At 39.1% G+C, this 19,792-nt stretch carries 22 protein-coding genes and 1 pseudogene; 20 read left to right on the top strand and 3 right to left on the bottom strand.

The window, feature by feature from the left end; translation table 11 throughout:
* Positions 1-88: 88 nt before the first annotated feature.
* From tenI to ACJ004_RS24190, 7 genes are all read left to right on the top strand, one after another.
* The gene (gene tenI / locus ACJ004_RS24220) at positions 89-733 is read left to right on the top strand and encodes a thiazole tautomerase TenI (protein WP_410895699.1); all 645 of its coding nucleotides are present in this window, start codon (positions 89-91) and stop codon (positions 731-733) included.
* Positions 702-1,847: a glycine oxidase ThiO gene (gene thiO, locus ACJ004_RS24215; RefSeq protein WP_410895698.1), complete on the top strand. Its 1,146-nt coding sequence runs from the start codon at positions 702-704 to the stop codon at positions 1,845-1,847. The genes tenI and thiO overlap by 32 nt, the downstream gene beginning before the upstream one ends.
* A gap of 10 nt (positions 1,848-1,857) precedes the next feature.
* Positions 1,858-2,061, top strand: coding sequence for a sulfur carrier protein ThiS (gene thiS / locus ACJ004_RS24210; protein ID WP_410895697.1), 204 nt, complete (start codon positions 1,858-1,860; stop codon positions 2,059-2,061).
* 1 nt (position 2,062) lies between these two features.
* Positions 2,063-2,830 (top strand): thiazole synthase, encoded by a 768-nt coding sequence (locus ACJ004_RS24205; RefSeq protein ID WP_410895696.1) that lies wholly within the window; start codon positions 2,063-2,065, stop codon positions 2,828-2,830.
* Positions 2,827-3,846, top strand: a complete 1,020-nt coding sequence (locus ACJ004_RS24200) for a thiazole biosynthesis adenylyltransferase ThiF (RefSeq protein WP_410895695.1) — start codon at positions 2,827-2,829, stop codon at positions 3,844-3,846. Before ACJ004_RS24205 ends, ACJ004_RS24200 begins: the two co-directional genes overlap by 4 nt.
* Before the next feature lie 250 nt (positions 3,847-4,096).
* Positions 4,097-5,173, top strand: a complete 1,077-nt coding sequence (locus tag ACJ004_RS24195; RefSeq protein ID WP_410895694.1) for an ATP-binding protein — start codon at positions 4,097-4,099, stop codon at positions 5,171-5,173.
* Positions 5,174-5,585: 412 nt separating this feature from the next.
* Entirely contained in the window at positions 5,586-6,134 is a 549-nt protein-coding gene (locus tag ACJ004_RS24190; RefSeq protein WP_410895693.1) for a GNAT family N-acetyltransferase, read from the top strand.
* 32 nt (positions 6,135-6,166) lie between these two features.
* Here ACJ004_RS24190 and ACJ004_RS24185 read toward each other — a convergent pair whose 3' ends face one another.
* The gene (locus ACJ004_RS24185; protein WP_410895692.1) at positions 6,167-6,532 is read right to left on the bottom strand and encodes an SET domain-containing protein; all 366 of its coding nucleotides are present in this window, start codon (positions 6,530-6,532) and stop codon (positions 6,167-6,169) included.
* 295 nt (positions 6,533-6,827) lie between these two features.
* Here ACJ004_RS24185 and ACJ004_RS24180 point away from each other — a divergent pair, with 295 nt between their 5' ends.
* Positions 6,828-7,256 carry a DUF5655 domain-containing protein gene (locus ACJ004_RS24180; protein ID WP_410895691.1) on the top strand — a complete coding sequence of 143 codons (429 nt, stop codon included), beginning with the start codon at positions 6,828-6,830 and terminating at the stop codon, positions 7,254-7,256.
* A 58-nt stretch (positions 7,257-7,314) separates the two neighbouring features.
* Here the strand turns inward: ACJ004_RS24180 and ACJ004_RS24175 are convergent, their stop codons facing one another.
* Positions 7,315-7,620 (bottom strand): hypothetical protein, encoded by a 306-nt coding sequence (locus ACJ004_RS24175; protein ID WP_410895690.1) that lies wholly within the window; start codon positions 7,618-7,620, stop codon positions 7,315-7,317.
* 231 nt (positions 7,621-7,851) lie between these two features.
* On the opposite strand from ACJ004_RS24175, the gene ACJ004_RS24170 reads away from it, so the two are divergent.
* From ACJ004_RS24170 to ACJ004_RS24150, 5 genes and pseudogenes are all read left to right on the top strand, one after another.
* On the top strand, positions 7,852-8,397 hold the full coding sequence (locus tag ACJ004_RS24170) for a histidine phosphatase family protein (protein ID WP_410895689.1): 546 nt from the start codon (positions 7,852-7,854) through the stop codon (positions 8,395-8,397).
* 152 nt (positions 8,398-8,549) lie between these two features.
* Positions 8,550-9,566, top strand: a complete 1,017-nt coding sequence (locus ACJ004_RS24165) for a DUF418 domain-containing protein (RefSeq protein WP_410895688.1) — start codon at positions 8,550-8,552, stop codon at positions 9,564-9,566.
* Positions 9,567-9,593: 27 nt separating this feature from the next.
* A pseudogene (locus ACJ004_RS24160) lies at positions 9,594-9,731 on the top strand (ABC transporter); the annotation flags it as partial.
* 446 nt (positions 9,732-10,177) lie between these two features.
* A complete protein-coding gene (locus tag ACJ004_RS24155) occupies positions 10,178-11,572 on the top strand; it encodes a M28 family peptidase (protein ID WP_410895687.1) in 1,395 nt (464 codons plus the stop codon).
* 432 nt (positions 11,573-12,004) lie between these two features.
* Complete coding sequence (locus ACJ004_RS24150) at positions 12,005-13,465, top strand: PAS domain-containing sensor histidine kinase (RefSeq protein ID WP_410895686.1); 1,461 nt, start codon at positions 12,005-12,007, stop codon at positions 13,463-13,465.
* 55 nt (positions 13,466-13,520) lie between these two features.
* Here ACJ004_RS24150 and ACJ004_RS24145 read toward each other — a convergent pair whose 3' ends face one another.
* A complete protein-coding gene (locus tag ACJ004_RS24145) occupies positions 13,521-14,057 on the bottom strand; it encodes a ribonuclease H-like YkuK family protein (RefSeq protein ID WP_410895685.1) in 537 nt (178 codons plus the stop codon).
* A gap of 347 nt (positions 14,058-14,404) precedes the next feature.
* Between ACJ004_RS24145 and ACJ004_RS24140 the strand changes: the two genes are divergently transcribed.
* From ACJ004_RS24140 to ACJ004_RS24110, 7 genes are all read left to right on the top strand, one after another.
* Complete coding sequence (locus ACJ004_RS24140) at positions 14,405-14,818, top strand: acyl-CoA thioesterase (protein ID WP_410895684.1); 414 nt, start codon at positions 14,405-14,407, stop codon at positions 14,816-14,818.
* Positions 14,819-14,968: 150 nt separating this feature from the next.
* Positions 14,969-15,214 (top strand): hypothetical protein, encoded by a 246-nt coding sequence (locus tag ACJ004_RS24135; protein WP_410895683.1) that lies wholly within the window; start codon positions 14,969-14,971, stop codon positions 15,212-15,214.
* Between the two features lie 82 nt (positions 15,215-15,296).
* A complete protein-coding gene (locus ACJ004_RS24130; protein ID WP_410895682.1) occupies positions 15,297-17,351 on the top strand; it encodes a sensor histidine kinase in 2,055 nt (684 codons plus the stop codon).
* A 6-nt stretch (positions 17,352-17,357) separates the two neighbouring features.
* Positions 17,358-17,588: a response regulator gene (locus ACJ004_RS24125; RefSeq protein WP_410895681.1), complete on the top strand. Its 231-nt coding sequence runs from the start codon at positions 17,358-17,360 to the stop codon at positions 17,586-17,588.
* A gap of 32 nt (positions 17,589-17,620) precedes the next feature.
* Positions 17,621-17,803: a hypothetical protein gene (locus ACJ004_RS24120; RefSeq protein ID WP_410895680.1), complete on the top strand. Its 183-nt coding sequence runs from the start codon at positions 17,621-17,623 to the stop codon at positions 17,801-17,803.
* 263 nt (positions 17,804-18,066) lie between these two features.
* Positions 18,067-19,140, top strand: a complete 1,074-nt coding sequence (locus tag ACJ004_RS24115) for a DUF2157 domain-containing protein (protein WP_410895679.1) — start codon at positions 18,067-18,069, stop codon at positions 19,138-19,140.
* Complete coding sequence (locus ACJ004_RS24110) at positions 19,133-19,663, top strand: GDYXXLXY domain-containing protein (protein WP_410895678.1); 531 nt, start codon at positions 19,133-19,135, stop codon at positions 19,661-19,663. The genes ACJ004_RS24115 and ACJ004_RS24110 overlap by 8 nt, the downstream gene beginning before the upstream one ends.
* Positions 19,664-19,792 lie beyond the last annotated feature (129 nt).

Genomic DNA, 19,792 nt, shown 5'->3' with positions numbered 1-19,792 from the left:
TCAAATTTTCAAACCACTTTCTGAACCAAAGGAAGTGGTTTTTTGTTTTCTATTTTATTCCATAGCTGAGCGGAATCTTCTTAAAGGAGTGACTTGTATTTTAACTAGTGTTAAAGAGTTACATATTATCTCCAATGGTAAAATGCCGATCGAGCAGCTACGTGAAATTGTCATGGATATTCACCCATATGTAACCGCGATTCACTTACGAGAAAAACAAAAAACAGCAAGGGAACTTTTTCAAGCCGTTGAACTTTTAAGTGCGGCAAACCTGCCATTATCAAAGGTTATTATTAATGATCGAGCGGATGTTGCCTTAGTTACAAAGGCTGGAGGTGTTCAATTAGCCTTTCATAGTTTAGATGCTGCTATTATAAAAGAAAATTTTCCGCAGCTTAGGGTAGGGAGTTCGATTCACTCCTATGAAGAAGGACAACAAGCAAAAGAGAATGGTACTGATTACGTGCTATACGGCCATGTCTTCCCTTCACAATCAAAACCAGGTATGACTCCCAAAGGGCTTAACGAATTGACAAGGCTTACACAACTAGCCATTCCGGTTATTGCAATTGGCGGCATAACACCTGAGAATACGGGCCAGGTACTCCACGCAGGAGCGAAGGGTATCGCTGTCATGTCAGGGGTTTTAGAAGCACTAGACCCATTATCAGCAGTAAAAGCTTACCTCAATGTATTAAAAAATGGAGATGGATACAATGGAAGAATCATTTGATGTTGCCATAATCGGAGGAGGAATTATCGGAGCCTCTATTGCCTATCAGCTATCAAAAATGGGAAGAAAAGTAATTATAATTGAGAAGGACCGGTTGGCATCCCAAGCATCAAGTGCGGCTGCCGGAATGCTGGCAGCTCAAGCAGAAATTGAAGAAGATGGTCCCTTATTCCAGCTGGCTTTAAAAAGTCAGGCGATGTTTTCTGCTCTCTCAAGGGAGTTATATGAATATACTGGAATTGATATCGAGTATGTGAATAAGGGAATGGTAAAAATTGCAGAAACGGAAGAAATAGCAGTAGAAGTAAAAAAACAGGTTGCCTATCAACGGAAGTGGGATCCAAAGATAAACTGGCTTGATGCAAAGGAATTACAAGAAATGGAACCGTCTCTATCACCCAGTGTAGCTGGAGGGATGTATCTTCCCAACGATGGGCATGTCCAGCCAGCAAAATTAGCACAAGCGCTTGCAAAAGCGGCTGTTTATTTTGGAGCAGAAATACGTGAAAATACCGAGGTCCTTTCTTTTATCTTTGAAAACGGTCAGGTTAAAGGGTTAAAAACCACTACTGGCGTCATCCATAGTGAACAGGTTGTCGTTGCCACCGGGGCTTGGGCGGCGAAGTTAATGCGTGAATCGGGGCTGGACATTCACGTGTATCCTGTAAAAGGGGAATGCTTTTCCGTTAAATCGGAAAAACCGATTATAAATACGACTATTTTTTCCGATAAACGTTGTTATCTGGTACCAAAACAAAATGGAGAAATTTATATTGGGGCTACAATGATTGAAAATACCTTTGATAACAAGGTAACGCTAGAAGGAATTGCTACATTAATAGAAAGAGCGACTCAGCTAGTTCCTCAGCTTAAGGAAGCAGCTTGGGAGAGGGTGTGGTCGGGAATCAGACCTCAAACTGGCGATGGAATCCCATATATTGGCGAGCATCCAAGCTGGAAGGGATTGTTCGTTGCGGCGGGGCATTTTCGAAATGGAGTTTTGTTAGGCCCGGTAACAGGGAAGCTAGTAGCTGACTTACTAACAGGCAGACTAGTAGATGAGACTCTTCTTTCAGCTTTTCATCTAGAAAGACACAAACAATCAGTTTATTAGGAGGGAAAACATGGAGGTAGTATTAAATGGCGAGTTGATCCAATTACCAGCGCATGTCGAATTTGTTTCAGATGTTCTCAAACATTTTAAAGTCCATGATAAGGTCGTGGTTGTGGAAATAAACGGCGAAATATTATCTACAATAGAACACCAAAGTACTAGATTATCAGATAAAGATCGAATCGAATTAGTCCATTTTGTAGGAGGCGGTTGACATGTTAAAAATAGGTTCTTTATCCTTTCAATCTCGTTTGTTACTTGGAACGGGAAAGTATCCAAGTTTTGAAATTCAAAAGGAAGCAGTGGAAGTTTCTGAAACAGAAATCCTCACGTTCGCGGTTAGACGAATGAATATTTTTGAAGCTAGTCAGCCGAATTTTTTAGAACAGCTAGACACCAATAAATATACGCTTCTTCCTAATACGGCAGGAGCGAAAACAGCAGCAGAGGCGGTCCGGATCGCAAAATTAGCAAAAGCTTCAGGTCTGTGTGACATGATTAAAGTAGAAGTAATTGGTTGTGATCAAACCTTACTTCCTGATCCGATTGAAACCCTAAAGGCCACAGAAGAACTAGTGAAGGAAGGATTTATTGTCCTTCCTTATACCTCCGATGATGTTGTTTTAGCAAGGAAACTACAAGAAGCCGGTTGTCATGCGGTCATGCCAGGGGCATCGCCAATCGGATCTGGTCAAGGAATCATCAATCCCGTAAACCTTAGTTTTATTATCGAGCAAGCCGTTGTTCCTGTGATTGTCGATGCTGGGATTGGCTCACCAGCCGATGCTGCTTTGGCGATGGAATTAGGAGCCGATGGTGTGTTATTGAATACGGCTGTGTCAGCAGCGAAGGATCCGGTAAAAATGGCAAAAGCGATGAGATTAGCCATTGAAGCTGGACGGTTAGGCTATGAGGCTGGTCGAATCGAGAAAAAGAGATATGCTACAGCAAGCAGTCCAAAGGAAGGAATGAGTATCGGGTGAATAATCGGTACTCACGACAAGAACTATTTTCACCCATTGGAAAAGACGGGCAAGAGCGAATATCCAATAAACATGTCCTCATCATAGGAGTAGGAGCACTCGGATCAGGTTGTGCCGAAGCACTCGTCCGTGCTGGGATTGGGAAATTAACCATCGTAGATCGTGATTATGTGGAATGGACTAATTTACAGCGCCAGCAGTTATATTCTGAAGAAGATGCTAAAAATAGAATTCCAAAAGCCATTGCGGCCAAAAATCGCTTAACAGCAATTAACTCTTCTGTGGCCATTGAGGCAATCATTGCGGATGCCTCTGTTTTAGAGTTGGAAGATTGGGCTAAAAATGCTGATATAATGATTGATGCAACGGATAATTTTGAAACTAGAATGATCATGAACGATGTATCTCTAAAGGTTGGAATTCCATGGATTTACGGTGCTTGCGTTGGAAGCTACGGAATCTCCTACACGATTATTCCCGAAAAAACGCCTTGCCTTTCTTGTTTATTAGAAACAGTACCTCTAGGAGGATTAACTTGTGATACAGCAGGTATTATTAGTCCAGCTGTTAACATGGTCGTTTCATTTCAGGTAAGTGAAGCATTGAAAATTTTGGCCGGAGATTTGGGTTCATTGCGAAACAAACTAGTTTCTTTTGATTTATGGAAAAATCAATATAGTGCCATCCAAGTAGATAAAATGAAAAAAGAGGATTGTTCTTCTTGCGGAAAAGAGCGTTCTTATCCTTATTTATCATTTGAAAATCAAACAAAAACAGTCGTCCTTTGTGGAAGAGATTCTGTTCAGATCCGTCCTTCTATGCCAACCATGCGTGATTTGGAAGCTTTAGAAAATATTCTTACCAATCAAGGGGGAACTGTCCAGCGAAATCCATACCTTTTATCTTATACGGATAATCCTCATCGATTAGTCTTTTTTAAAGACGGAAGGGTTTTAGTACATGGAACGAAGGATATCACAACAGCAAAGGCCCTATACCACCGATACTTGGGTTAATTAGAATGCAAAACAAGACCGGAGTTATTATTTGAAAATTTAGATAAAATATTATAATATTAATAGTGGAAATAGGGATATTTGCTCTATTCTATTTGGTTACCTTTTAACAAAATAACGTGATCTATTTTAAAAGGCAATGATTCTCTAGATATATAGACGCTAGAACTTAAGCCAAAATAAGACGTAGGAATATCTACGCTTATTTTGGCTTTTTATTTTACAAGAAACCAAGAGGGGTTGGGGAAGAATGGAGAAGGATGAGATAAAACGTCTAAACTTTCTGCTTCAAATATATTTAGATGTCAATGTGGATAAGGATTTCTCGGTTTTATCAAAAAATGAGGACCCATTCTTTATCATAAATACGGTCGGGCAACTGGTTTATGTGAATGATGTTTGTGAAACACTCTTGGCGTCCACTATCCCCGAGTTATTACAGATGCGATTAAGTAATATTTTCATCTCCACATGTTTAAATGAAACACAAACATTTTTTTTCGAAAAAGGCCATGAAAAACTAACAAACTTTGATTCAAAGATTAGTATGAAGAATGGAACGGTAATGGATGTCAATGTAACCACTTTCCCTATCCTTTTTAATAAAGAGGTAGTGGGTTCCTATGTAGTTTTGAAGGATATAACTCTGATTAAAATGGAAAGAGAGTTACTATCGGAAAAACAAGCGGTAGCAGCAGAATTGGCCGCTGGAATTGCTCATGAAATTCGTAATCCAATTACAGCGATTAAAGGGTTTTTACAATTAATGTTGGGAGAATATAAAGGGGAACCCATGTATTTTAACATTGTAGAATCAGAGATTGCTCGAATTGAAGTGATTCTCAAAGAATTAATGGTACTGGCAAAGCCAATCAAAAAAAGGGATGAAAAATTGAGGATCCGCTTATTATTAGATCAAGTTCTGACATTAATGGAATCGCAAGTGTTATTAAACAGCATTCAGGTTGAAAAAAGGTTTTATCTCAGTGAAGAAACCATTTTAGGGGATGAAAATCAACTAAAACAAGTGTTTATCAATTATATTAAAAATGCTATCGAAGCCATGCCAGATGGTGGGAAACTCCTTATTGAAGGCTCCATTTCTGCAGAGGACCAAGTTCAGATTCGGATAATAGATCAAGGATGCGGCATCCCTGCTGAGATGATTAATCGAATACATGAACCATTTTATACAACGAAGGAACAAGGGACAGGACTTGGGATGCCTGTAAGTTATCAAATTATTAAAGAACATAAGGGAGATATGAATATTATTAGTAATTTAGATGGAACCTGTATTGAAGTGAGTTTACCTATAGTATATTAGTTTAAATATAGTAAAGTTTACACAAAATATTTGTGTGATCGAAGCCAAAGATGTCCTTTTACAATTAGAAAGTTTAGCGTATGAAAAAGGAAATCTGGACCTGCTGCTTCACCATGCAAGGGAAATAAAGAGCGGTTATTTGAAGAATAAGAAACTATTTGAACATTTATTTAATCGCATAATCGAAGATATATTTATGTTATGGGATTACGATAATAACCGAAGCTTTCTTATTTTTGTTTTTTACAAGGAGTATCAATGAAGGCAAAACATGTGGTAGCAGGACTTTCCTAGGTACCACGTGTTTTTTTTACGAGGAGGGCTTTGGTACATGATAAATCATTGAAGGCGTTTATTTTAAGTTCTTAAGAAAGCCCACTTCTGATAACTTATATATTAAGGGGTGGTTGGAGTGAATCGTATTAAGATAAGAAGGCCTGATCTAAATGACCAGGAAGAGTTAAGTCGTTTTTTTAGAATCGTTATCACAGACACTTTTGCTAAAGAGGGTTTAACAGAGATGGCTCTGGAAATAGAAAATGAAATCGTTCTAAAGAATAAATACTTGAAAAGTGATTTAGACAGCAATGGAGCGAATCGGTATTTTTTAATCGCTTTCGATCATGAGAATATTATTGGTACAATCGAGTATGGTCCTGTTAGTGAACTAATTACTGATTGTACGGAAGGGGCATTGAAGGACTTGGTTGAGATAGGAACCGTATTTGTGCATCCTAACTATCAGAGAAATGGGGTTGGAAATTTGCTGTTGAATGCAATGTTTTGCACTTTGCAGAAAAAGGAAATAGTAGAATTTTGCCTTGATAGCGGATATACAAATGCACAAAAAATATGGAAGAAGAAATTCGGAGCTCCAGATTATTCGCTGAAGGATTATTGGAGTGAAGGGTTTGATCATTTGATTTGGAGAGTAAAGATGAATAATCATAAAGAACACTGAGCCCAATCTGACGACGGGCCCCAGTTATTATATTATCCCTCAAACCATAATTTCGTTTTGTCATCTGGGTCACCATTATAATTAATCCGAACTTCCTCGCCCTCTTTAATGTCGGTATAAGCGTAAAAGTTTATGGTTTTTCTTTTTAATTTCCTTTTAAAGATGGCGTTCGGTGTGCTGGAATGGTTAAATAACGACCCAATTCCTAGAGCTAATGCACATTCATCAAAATCTTTCCCCCACCAGAAGACGTAGTCAATCAAGGTCGTTTTTTCTAAATACTTAAACTCTTCTTTCGGGAAGATGATGACCGGTGATACCTCTAAAAGCTCATCCTTTTTAATATCACGAGTAGCGAAAATTCCTCGCCCATATTGAGCTTGCCTTACCTCCAACATATCTGTGTACCTCCAGTTTCCCTACATTTCTTTTAGGTTTTTTATTAAGGTATGAAAAAATAGGATGGTTTGGAATAGGTCTTTTAGTGAGGAGATAGTTCTGAGTGGAAAAAATTTTGTTGTTCCTAACCTAGACAAACGTTATATTTACCCTGCACAGATAATGTAATCTATCAATGGATAACTTTTAACTATCTATTATGTATTTGCGGATTTATACTGAAGGTGAAATGGTAAAAGCAGCATTTATTTACTTCTGTCACTAAAATATTAATAAACAGAGGTGGTTAAAATGGTGATTTCGAACTTTAGAAAAGATGTAGAAGCCTTCTTTTCCAAACAAGAAAAACAAATCTCGTTATTTAATGCTGTGGAGAAAATGATCAATTCTATCGGGCCTGTAACTATGGAAGTAAAGAAATCGGTCATATCAATTGGAACAAATATAAAATTTGCCTGGGTATGGATGCCCCAGCCTTGGTCAAGCGAACGTCCTGAGGATTGCCTTGTTCTGACCTTTGGGGTCGGTAGGTACATTGAAAATGATAAGATTGTAGAAGCGAAGGAGCCGTATCCAGGCAGGTGGATTCACCATGTTATTATTCAAGTGAAAGATGATTTAACTGATGATGTCTATCAGTGGCTTCGTGAAGCCTATACTTTTTCTCAAAATCGGACCGAAAATCATCATAGCGCACAAGATGCGGAAGCCAGAGAAACATAAATAGGCTCAGTCTTAGACTGAGCTTTTGTAATGTTCAAAGCAATACAGGACCTAGACGTTACCTGTTATTAAAATAAACCGATAATGCATTTGTTATATCGCCTTCTTGACCATTTGACTGAATACTATAGTGGTCGCCATCCAACGATGTGGAAAAGTCACTAAGTCCTTGATTGCGTAAAAAGCCGTCAATATCGGAAAGATTCTCGCCTGGATTCTTTAGAGTCTTATGCCCCACTAAGTTATCATTAACATAAACCTCGTATTGATCCTCATTTAATTTCACATCGGCTCCACTGTCAAAATTAGCATTAACAAATGGAAAGATACCACTATTATTCCCATCAAAGTTTTGATATGTCATTTGATTCCCTCCGGTAATTTCATATATTGGTACTTTTTCCAAAAAATAAAAATATATGAGCATCTGTTAGGAAAAATCTAATGATTTATTAAGTTAATCCAACATCGATTACTTGATCAATTTTTCCATGTTGGGGGTTCTATTCCTGCTATTTAGACAAACAGGGGAGGAAAATTACAACAAGTATCGAATTTAATTTCAGTTACAAACTTATTTAATGGGGATGATTACTTGGAAAAAAAGATTTATGTGATAAGGCACTGTGAAGCGGGAGGTCAATCGAGCGAGGCGCAGCTTACTGAAAAAGGGGTCTGTCAAGCGGCCGAATTAGCTGAATTTTTTACGGGTAAGAGGATTAATCGTATCATTTCAAGCCCTTATTTACGGGCAATCCAGTCAATTGAGCGGGTTGCCGAGCGGGAAAAAATAGACCTTGAGATTGAGGATAGGTTGGCGGAGCGGGTTTTAAGTACGGAAGTGCTACCGGATTGGCTTGAAAAACTAGAGGCAACATTTGATGACCTAGATTTAAAGTTCGACCAGGGCGAGTCCAGCCGGGAAGCAATGAACCGGGTTGTAGGTGTTGTAGAAGAAGTTTTTAAGAGTGATTCGGAAAATACACTAATCGTTACCCATGGAAATTTAATGTCTTTACTATTAAAAAATTATCTCTCTGACTTTGGCTTTGAGCAATGGAAAAGACTGAGTAATCCAGATGTGTTTCTTTTGAAGTTAAAAAATAATGAAATATTAATAGAAAGATTGTGGCAGGAGTAGGCTTTAATCGTTAGTTATTTATCCATTCTTATAATCTCAAGCACACTCTATTTGTAAGCAACAAGCACTGGCATAAGTCAGTCCTTGTTTTTGCCTGGCTTCTTTGGGTGAAAGATACTTAAACGGTTATAATGATAGTGGAGCTGATATGAATGAATTCGAAGGATGTAAATGCACGGATTGATCTATTAGATTATTTACGAGGATTTGCCTTAATGGGTATTATCCTGGTTAATGTCATTCCATTACTTTCGGTGAAAATACCACTTGCAGGTACTAGTAATGCAACGTATTTAAGATTTTTATATTTATTTGTGGAAGGGCGCTTTTATACAATCTTTACTTTTTTGTTTGGTGTCGGGTTTTATATTTTTATCACGAGGGCAAATACAAAGGGGAGAAATGGCTATCTGTTGTTTTTACGGAGGATCCTCGTGTTGTTTATACTTGGATTTGTTCATGTGCAATTCCAGCCAGGGGAAGCATTAACGATTTACTCCGTTTGCGGCCTGATTATATTGCCTTTTTACAGAGCCAACAAGATAGTAAATCTTGTTTTCGGAACGGCGATGGTGGTTGTGTTTAGTGTTTTTGCTGAAAAAATATTCATGGTGGTCCCCCTGATGTTGTTAGGAGCTGCTGCCGGACAGTATCAGGTATTTGAACGAATCTCAAACCATTGGAAACAAACTGCTCTTTTCACAGGAATCATGTTGGTATTGAGTAGCGGAGGCCTTATTTATCAATATCAACACGCACCGGTTGTGTTTGGAAATGGTTCAGAAGGAAGCTTCAGTGAAACGCAGCGGTTCTTACATATTGGAATCATGATAGGTCCACTTGTTTCGGCCTTTTATGTGGGGCTGATGATTTTGCTGTTACGTTTTTCTATTGTCCGTAAGGTATTATCGCCTTTAAAAAGCTATGGGCGAATGGCGCTAACCAATTATCTTTCACAAACCATCTTAATATTGGCTACGGGAAAGATGCTGGATGTAGTCGGCCATCTAACATACCTCCAATCACTATCTCTGTGTTTAGTGATCTATGTCATCCAGTTTAGTTTTAGTTCATTATGGCTACGGTACTTTAGATATGGCCCATTGGAATGGGTGTGGCGACTGCTCACCTACCTTGAAGTGACATCCATGCGAAAACCTAGGATATAAGAACTCACGCTCACTGAATGACGCTAAAAAAATAGGTCAGTTAAAAAAACAGCGGCCTATAAGAATGATAAGATTGTTTACCTAGATGCAGACACCTGGTACCTAAGCGGTGGCGGATTAAAATCTGTCAAATCCATGGCCAAAGAAATCGATACAGCATTATAAAAGTTTTGGAAAAGTAAATTGGAAGTAGGCACGCCATTTGACAGAAATAATCTATCAAATGGCGTGCTTTTTCTATGTGAAAACTTTGTCATTTTTACAAGAAAAATGAGGATTTGTCCGATCTTGGGATAGAGTAATGAGAAATATGTAAAATTTCCTCGGAAATGGTCATTTGTAGGTGCAATTGTCTATCTTTTCGTAGGCGTTTAATATCATGAAGATAAGTAGATATATTCGAAGAGGGCTATTTTTTCTAATGATATTTAGAGAGGAATACCTATGTCTTAATAGTTTTTCATAAAAAATAATTATGTTATTAATCTTTCTATAGTGTAAATTTGCTGAAATTAATAGGAATTTCACGTGTTTTGTAATACGATTTTAGTTTACTAAATATTGTAAATTTGTAAATAATTAAGAGAATTTATAATAAAAGGGGGAATAACATGTTTCGTCGTAAATCTATTATTACCATTTTAGCAGCAGGGATGGTTCTGTCTAGCGGGACCGTTTATGCTCAAACAATAAGTGCACCAAATGCACAATCAGACACAGCCTTTGATAATAAAATTATCAAGAAAATTAGTGCAGATAATATGTATAGCACCATCGCGTTGTTGTCAGAGCAGCCAAGGGAAGCTGGAACCGAAGGGGAAGTTCGTGCGGTGAAATACATAGAGGGCCAATTTAAGAGCTTGGGATTTGAAACAAAAGTGATCCCTTTCCCAATCTATGATTATCGGACAAACCACGTTTGGGTAAAAATTGGTGGATTAAATATCGAAGGGGCAGAACCTCGTGCCTTTAGCGGCAGTGTGACCGGGAATGTAACCGCTCCGCTTTTGAATGTTGGGAAAGCGAGGCTTGGGGAAGTTCCGGATGAAGTGGCAGGGAAAATTGCTTTGGTGGAACGTGGGGACATAACGTTTATCGAAAAAGTCCAAAATGTTTTAGATAAAGGTGCTGTTGGGGTACTCATGTACAACAACAGTTCAAATGGTAACGCCTTTGGACAAGCTGCTGAGGGTCAAAATATTCCATCTGTAGCGATTACAAGGGAACAAGGTCTAGCTTTGGTGGAAAAACTAAAGTCTGGATCGGTTACGGCAACATTAGACGTGGATATTGAAAAAATCGAGAAAACATCTTATGTTGTTGAAGCTAAATTGAAGCCGAGCAAGAATAAGGATACCGGCCAAATCGTTACTGTCGGTGCCCACCATGATTCTGTTCATGGTGGACCAGGGGCAAATGATGATGCCTCAGGTGTATCAGCTGTCCTTGAGTTAGCAAGGATTTTTGCGAAAGCACCAATTGATACAGAGGTTCGATTCCTTACATTTGGATCGGAAGAAAGAGGTTTAGTGGGCTCGTCCTTCTATGCTTCCCAGCTTCCGAAAGATGACGTGGACCGAATGGTTGCACACTTCCAAATGGATATGATCGGCGGCAGAGATGCTGGAGCAGATAACCCAGCGGGCGGCTTAATTATGTATACGATTGACGGTCAAAAGAACCTTGTTACCGATTTGGGAGCAGCAGCAGGAGTAAGGACAATGGGTGTGGCCATTCCTTATGGACAATTAGGCCGAAGCGACCACCAGCCGTTCCATGAATTAGGAATTCCATCGGCATTATTCATCCATTCACCGGTTGAGCCATGGTACCACCAGCCAACAGATACTATAGATAAAATCAGCAAGGAAAAGCTGCAGCAGGCGGCTGAGATTGTTGGTGCGTCTGTTTATCAAATTGCCCGTCCAGAAACTCCGGCATTAGAAAATTCACGTGTTGCAGCAGGAATCGTTGACTACGATTTTGAGGACCGCCCAGTCGATTAAAAAAGGCTATTTTCATATACTTGTTGCTTTAGGAGTATTATAAGGGTCGGTTACTAGGGTTACTATGCAATTTTTGCCTATGTTTCTATGAAAAGGTGCCACGAAGCCTTTAGGTATACCGGTCTATAAATTTAACGAAAAATAATGATCAAAGCGGAAAAACATCCATTCATCAATAGAAAGAGCTACGCTTGGCCACTTACCAAAGTGGTCCAAGCGTTTTTTTATGTAGCAACACTTATAATTTGTACTTGTGGGGCGGACGAAATCAGGGAATGTCTTTCTGTGGTGCCTGACACCGTAGTAGACCCTGTAATTGACACTATAATTGACGCTGTAGTGAGTGGTAATTGTAATATTCTTCTTTTCTTTATCGAAAAACTCTGTAAAATGGAGATTAAGAGTATATTTGATGTGTTTGGAGAGATCTCTATGTCGAAGTTTTTCCCGATTTTTACGAAAGAGAATGAATCGGTGGTTTATAATCCAGATGATTTAATTGATTTATTCCTAGACTGTACAGCGGATGGGATTTGTATAGTCGATATGGAGAATCGGTTTATTCGAATGAACCAAATGTATACGAAAATTTTTGGCTTTACAGAGGACGATTTATTAGGTAAAAAAATTGATGAATTACCTGATCCTGACATAGTGAATCATATTATTGAATCAGTTAAACGTGGTAAGGCCTTTTCCGATATGGTTACGCAACGGTACCATAAGGATGGATCCATTCTTGATATCGCCGTTTCATATTCTCCTTTTCGAAATTCCTTCGGGGAAATTATTGCTGTAATTGCTATTTTTCGAGATATTACAGAACATATTAATATTGAAAGAGAATTAAAAAGAACACGTGAGCTGTACAAGCTTATTACTGAAAATACCGCGGATATGATCAAGGTCTATTCAAATGATGGAAAGGTTATCTATGCATCTCCATCTCATGAAGATGGGATCGGTTATAGCCCTGATCAATTAATTGGTAAAAGCGTCTATGATCTGATCATACCAAAAGAAATAGACCATTTTAAAAAGGTTTATCAAAGGTTAATAGAAACCAAGGAACCTCAACTAATCCAAATTCAGATGCAAACCAAGAATAAGGAAGTAATATATTCCGAGACCACCATTTCTCCAATTTTTAATGAACGAGGAGAGATTGATTCCTATGTAACGGTTGGCAGAAATATCACGGAAAGGATAAAAAATGATGATGCCCTCCGAAATTTAGACCGTCTTTCAATTATCGGCCAGTTAGCTGCTGGGGTTGCTCATGAGATACGAAACCCGTTGACCTCATTAAAAGGATTTTCAAAGCTTTTGAAAGATACGTCGAACAAAGAAAAACAAGGTGAATATTTATCAATCATCATGAACGAATTAGATCGTATTGATATCATAGTCAATGAATTTATGTCGTTAGCAAAGCCGCAGGCGATTCAATTTGAACAAGAAAGTTTAACTTCAATCTTAGAGAGTACGATTAATATCTTACATCCGCAAGCATTGTTACATAATGTTCAAATTACAAACCATTATCAAAAAGATAACATCTTTTTAATTTGTTGTCCCAATCAATTGAAACAGGTTTTTGTTAATTTTTTAAAAAATGCGATTGAATCTATGCCGTTGGGCGGGAATGTCGATATTCATGTCCAAAGGGTGGAAGACAATCGTGTGCAGATAAGTTTTTCTGATGAAGGAATGGGAATTGACAACGAACTTATGCACTTTTTGGGAACTCCGTTCTACACTACGAAGGACAAAGGAATCGGCCTTGGTCTTACCGTAAGCAATAAAATCATCCAGGAACATAATGGCACTATGAATATCGAAAGTAAAAGCGGTAAAGGCACGACCGTTAAAGTTGAACTGGATTGTATTTAAATTAGATGATAAAAAAGGGTGTCAGGCACCACATTATTTTGTGATGCCTGATACCCTATTTTGTGTATCGATTTGCGTAGCTGGAAGCAACAAAGGCGTTCGGTTTGATTTTTGGTTCAACGCCCATGGATTCGATTCTGGTTACCATTTCTTTCACAAACTCACTCGTTTTGTTTCGTTTACCTGCACCAATATCAATGTGTCCCTCTATTGTGAAGGTAGCTCCTTGATAGATATAGGGAAGGACAAGATTGATCAACTCATTTTTCCTCTCTTCGGTGAACATCGTAACAATTTCCTCTGTTAATGATAGTTCAAGAGATATCCGCTCATGTAAGTGGGTCATTTTTCTGGGGATGACCACCTTCCTTATACACGCCCATACTCCTTTTCCCTTATTCTGAATGACAATTCCGGTAATAAACACAGTCGTAGATCTATGGACTTGAGAATCTGTGCCGACCATTAGTTTGTATTTTCCACTTTGATCTAATTTCATGAATGATACAATCCGTTCAAAAACCTGTTCGAATGTCATCCCATTCTCTTGAAGATTTTGAAACGAATCATGATAAGCTCCGCTTTTTTTCATATTGAAGCACCACATCTTTCCTTTCCATTTGAAAAAGTTAAGTCTCGCCTCTTATTCCTATCTTATGGAAAGTGATATATAGTCGTGCAGCCATTGAAATATTTGCTCTTCTTAGAAATGTATGTAGAAAGTTGAGCAAAAATGCATGAAAGCTGGAAGGTGAGTGGTGTCAGTGAAAGTGAGTAATGGTGTCAGGCACCGTCCGTGGACAAATGGATCGTTTGTCCACCGTGGGAGGACAAATCTATTAAGGAATTGTGTTGTGTGGGGCAGGTAACCTGTTAGCTAGTGGCGAATTTCAGTATACAGGGAATTTTAGATTAGGATGGAATATAGGGGGAGAGCGCTTGGCTTATTCAGAATTGAGCATAATTACAGAAACGAATGGGGGTCATGTTAATAATGTGAAACTCATAGATTATTTAGATCAGGCACGAAAGGTTTGGTACCAATATTGTATTTTGCTAGGAGTGGAGGCGGTGGTTGTTCACCTTGGTGCTGATTTTAAAAAGGAAGTATTCAATCATGAAAAGTTGTTGGTCCGGACGGGGCTCGAACGTGTGGGAAATACAAGTTTTACTCTCATGCAGTCGATTTTGAAGGATGGGAAAGAACTGGTTATGTCTGCTGAAGTGATTCTTACGACTATTAATCGGGAAACGAGAAGAAAAGTCACTGTTCCAGATGATGTTCGAATGATGCTTAAGATTGATTCTGTGTTGAATGATGAGTACTTATCACAGGTGAATGGAATCAATTAATCCTGTACTGAAATCATGATCCCAAACGAACATCCAAAAAAAAGCATTCACCGGACAACTGGACCTCCGGCAAAACCTTTTTTCAAAAAACAATTATATGCCTAACAATATTTGTGCCAGTCCATCATTAGATAAAGAAAAGAATCTAATATGGATAGGGATGGATGGAGATGGCAAAGAGAAACCGAGGGAAAACAATCAGCTACCTGCCTTCAAACGGGCGCGGAACCTGCCCGCTATGTGGAAGAACAAGAATCAAACTACTATATCCACATCAAACAGAAACAAACCAAACCATCAAAGTTTGCAAAAACTGCCGGGATAAATAATCAAAGGTGTCAGGCACCGCTCGTGGACATTTGTCCTTTTGGGTGCCTGACACCTTTACTTTTTTAGCGGGCAGGTCTTTCGGGCGTAATGTTGAAATAATATAGAAAATAGTTAGCTAGGGTCAAGTCAATGATAATGAGGAATGTCTATGAGGAAATTCTTTCAGTGGTTATCTTATTTTTTTTCACATGGTGCTTGGTGGTATATAACGGTTATTTCGGTATCCCTTTTTCTCTATTCTGAGACACAGGTCTACGATTGGCTGTTAAAAGGGTGTGAAGGTAAAAGCTGTACCGACCTTTTCTTGCTTTCCTTAGGGGAAGCCGAAAGATTGCAAGCCTATGGAATTTCAATGTCCTTTTACAGTGGAATCCTTGTGATTCTATTATTTATCCAATTCTTGTCCTTTTTTGCGGCGGGCTGCCTTCTTTATGTCTATGGGTTGAAGGATCGAATTTGTTTGTTCACATCGATGATGCTTATTGCAACTGGAACACTGATGAGCATAAGCAATCCAATAATCTTACAGGCGCCACATTTGCAAAGCCTTCTTAAAGTAGACAGTTTTGTAGGGGAATTGTATTTATTCTTTTTCTTTCTGTTCCCGGATGGAAGGTTTCGACCCAGGTGGTTGTTGGTCCCTGCATTTATCGGATTAGGAGGGAATATCGGTACTTATTTTTTTCCTGGATCAATCATCGATCCCTTATCTTGGCCGATGGCCGCTCGAACGGGTACATGGATTATCCTGCATCTCCTTGTTATTTTTTCGCAAATTTATCGCTATCAACATGCCGAAACGAAGCAATTAAAAAGGCAAATTCGATGGTTCGCTGTTAGTATGAGCGGATTTATCCTCTCTGTGTTGGCGCTGCTTTTATCAACTAATTTCAGCGAGAATGGACTTGTAAAACTGTTTATGTGGTTTGTTTATTACTTGGCCCTTCTGTTCATGCCATTTTCAATTGGAATTGCCATATTAGAGCAGCGGCAACGCCATCTCTCCACGTTATTTAGTCGGACCATTGTTTATTCCTTTGTTACCATCGTCGTTATGGGCGTTTATGTACTGATTATCGGGTCACTAGGGATTCTATTTAATTATCAAAACAATATCTTTATTTCGCTTTTAGCAACCGGGGTTGTGGCTGTATTTTTTCAACCCTTACGAGAAAAGGTACAGCGATCCGTCAATCGTTTAATATACGGGGATCGTGATGACCCTTATAAAATTTTATCCTCACTAACCAAACGCTTAGAATCAACGATGTCGAATGCTTCGGTCCTGCCTACAATTGTGGAGGAAGTGGCAAAAGCACTCAAACTACCATTTGCCGCGATTGATATAAAAATGGAGGGGCAATTTCAACGAGTCGCTTCGTTCGGTCAAGAAATTCGAATGAACTCGGAATTTCCACTAACAATGCAACAGGAATGTATCGGCACTCTCATCGTGGGCGCTCGCTCTTTACAGGAGACGCTTCCTCCAGAGAAAGTCTATTTACTAAATGATTTACTAAGGCAGGTAACATTGGCAGTGCAAACAGTCCGAATTTCAAGAGAACTGCAACATGCACGCATCAAGCTTGTAAGTTTAAGAGAAGAGGAACGGCAAAGGCTGCGAAGGGATTTGCATGATGGACTCGGAGCGAGCCTAGCTAGCATCTCACTAAAAATGGATACCTTAGTTTTTCAAAATGAAGTGGATCAAACAGTGAAAAATAGATTACTTGAATTACAAGATAACCTCCGGGCAGCTATCGGGAATATTCGTCAATTGGTCTACAACTTACGACCGCCCGCCTTAGATGAATTAGGATTTATTTTTGCCATGGATGAACTTAGCAGACAATATGAAGACAGTACCGTAAAAGTATTTATTGAGGCGGATCCTATAGATTTTCAGCTTCATGCGGCCATTGAAGTGGCAGCCTATCGGATTGCACAAGAGGCAGTTACGAATGCGGTTAAGCACTCCAAGGGATCGATTTGTAAAATAACGCTGGGAACAGATGATACACATTTAACAATATTAATAGAAGATGATGGAATCGGACTTGCTGAGAACCGAAAAAACGGGATTGGTTTACACTCGATGAGAGAACGTGCCGAAGAAGTTGGCGGCGAATTTTTGATTCAAAATAGGCCCTACAATGGAACGATGATCAAGGTGAGATTGCCATTGTGGATGGAGGGGAACTAACGGAGGATGCGGATTTTAATTGTAGAAGATCACCCGATGTTTAGAGATGGATTACTAAAAATGTTAGAGACAGTGGAGGAATTTGAGGTAGTAGGTGAGGCTGGGTCTGGGGAGGAAGCAGTAGAATTGGCAAAACGGCTTAAACCCAACATCATTCTTATGGATATCAATCTACCGAAGCTGAGTGGAATTGAAGCCACAAAAAGGATTGTTCCGATTATGCCCGGGATTGTATAACTGCAGGTTATGATCAAGATGACCTTGGTTTTGTGTACCGCCCAATTTGGTATACCGGCACTGATAATGATGAAGTAGTTGCAAGTCTAGCCAACTCTGATGATTTCTTTATGGTAGGGCATTGGATTAATAGAAAAGCTGATGCAAAGGGTAAAGCAGTAATTGTTAAAGAGAAGGATAAGGACGTAACATGGATTAGAAGCAGGCTTCCGTGACCATACGGATTACCTATTCCGACTATTATCCAATGCAATTTTTGAAAAATAAACGTTATTGAAGGGGCCGGGTTCAGTGATGAATCCGGCTTTTTCCTATTTAAAATAAGTTTAATATTTCGCTTAGGTAAGGGCCATTCCATTTCTTTGTAATCAAAGGATATTTACAATATTTATCGAATAAGCTTAACTGAACAGCATCTAGTTTGAAGTAGATTTGCGGGGGATTTTTGAAAAAATAGACGCAAAAAGGGGTGGGATGGTTGAAGAAGCGTATTGTAAAACAGACTGAATTAAATTTTTTAAAGCGGGAACTTAAGTACTTAGAAAATTCTGAGATTCTGCCAGCAGGTAAGTCCCTTGAGATAGAAACGATTTACGAGGTACAGAAACTTTCATTTACCAAAACACTATTGTATGTTGGTACGATTTTAATTGGTGCTGGGGTGCTCAGTTTTATCGCAAGCAATTGGGATGAAATAGGGAAAAGTGTGAAATTCCTTGTAATCATCACTTTGTTTGTCGCTTGCAATCTCACGGGATACAAAATGGAAAAGAACTTCCCCAAGACATCAAAGAGTCTTTATTATTTAGGCGGTCTGGTGTTCGGGGCGGGAATTTTCCTGGTTGAGCAAATGTTTCACCTCGGAACAAATTCCCAGAACGCCTTTTTATGGTGGTCACTAGGTATATTGCCGTTGGCATGGGTATTACGGGATAAATGGATTTTGCTAGCATCCGCCCTTTTTGTCCTCAAATACATGCTCGATGGGCAATATCTTCAAGGAATTAGCATCCCGTATTGGACGTTGCTTTGGATTGCAGCAATTTATGCCCTTAATGAAAAAATTGGTTTTTCAAGAGTGACGGGTTTTGTCACTGGATTGTTGTCGCTGGCATTTATCGGGACGATCATTAGTTATATAATCAACCGGTTTGATTATCAAGATTTTAATTATGTGTACGGACTAATCTATTTGATTATCGGCGTGGCCCTGGTTATTTCTAAAGGGAAAATTAGAGACATTTATGTTGTATTAGGATACCTCGTTCATGGTGGGGCCGCGCTATTGTTATCTTTTGAAGAAAGCTGGCCACTTGATTGGTTGTATATTCCTTTTTCCGTTCTTTACCTGTTCTACATCTTGTATTTAATCAAAAGAGGAAGTCTGCTCAGTATCATTATTCTTTGTGTGATGATTTTCCGTTTTTACCTTGATTTATCCTTTGAGTTTTTGCCAAAATCGTTCGTATTTATCATCGGAGGATTCCTGCTGCTTGGTTTCGGTTTTTACTTTGAAAAACAAAGGAAAAAAGGGGGGAGTACGCATGAATAAGCGAGCAAAGCAGCTAGTTTTGGCTTGTTTCGTGCCTGTGCTCATTCTATTAGGCATGTGCGTCAAGCCCCTTTATACCTTGATAACAGGGGAAGATATGATTCTCCAAACGAAACCACTCGACCCATCCGACGTATTTAGAGGTGATTATGTGACCCTTCGATATGAAGCTGAAGAGGTCCCAATAAAATTGGTGGAACCATCAATAGTCACAAGATTACAGGCACGAGGTGGAGAGTTTGAAGTGTTTGTTCTGATGCAGAAAAAGGAAGGCGTCCACACGCCCGTTAAAGTCACCCTTTCGAAACCAGAAAAGGGAAAATACCTCAACGGAACGATAAGCTACATCGATAAAAACAACCAAGGCCAAGAAACTGCTTTTATTAGCTATGATTTGGATAACTACTACCTGGAGGACAACACAGGCACAAAATGGGAAAAAGCCTCTGCAAAAGGAGAAATACTAGCGAAACTAAAAGTAAACAACGGCTACGCCATCCTGACCGATATTACAACGAAGTAAAAGTGGGTGTCAGGCACTACTCGTGGACAAATGTTCTTTTTTGGGTGCCTGACCTTTTTTTGTTGTGATTATCCTCTTATTGTTAACTTTCATAAAAAATCGGTTGACAGTATTTTGTCTCACCCTTTA

It is taken from the genome of Neobacillus sp. 204, assembly GCF_046562815.1.
Lineage (GTDB): Bacteria > Bacillota > Bacilli > Bacillales > Cytobacillaceae > Neobacillus.
This window is presented reverse-complemented; position numbering and strand designations above follow the sequence as displayed.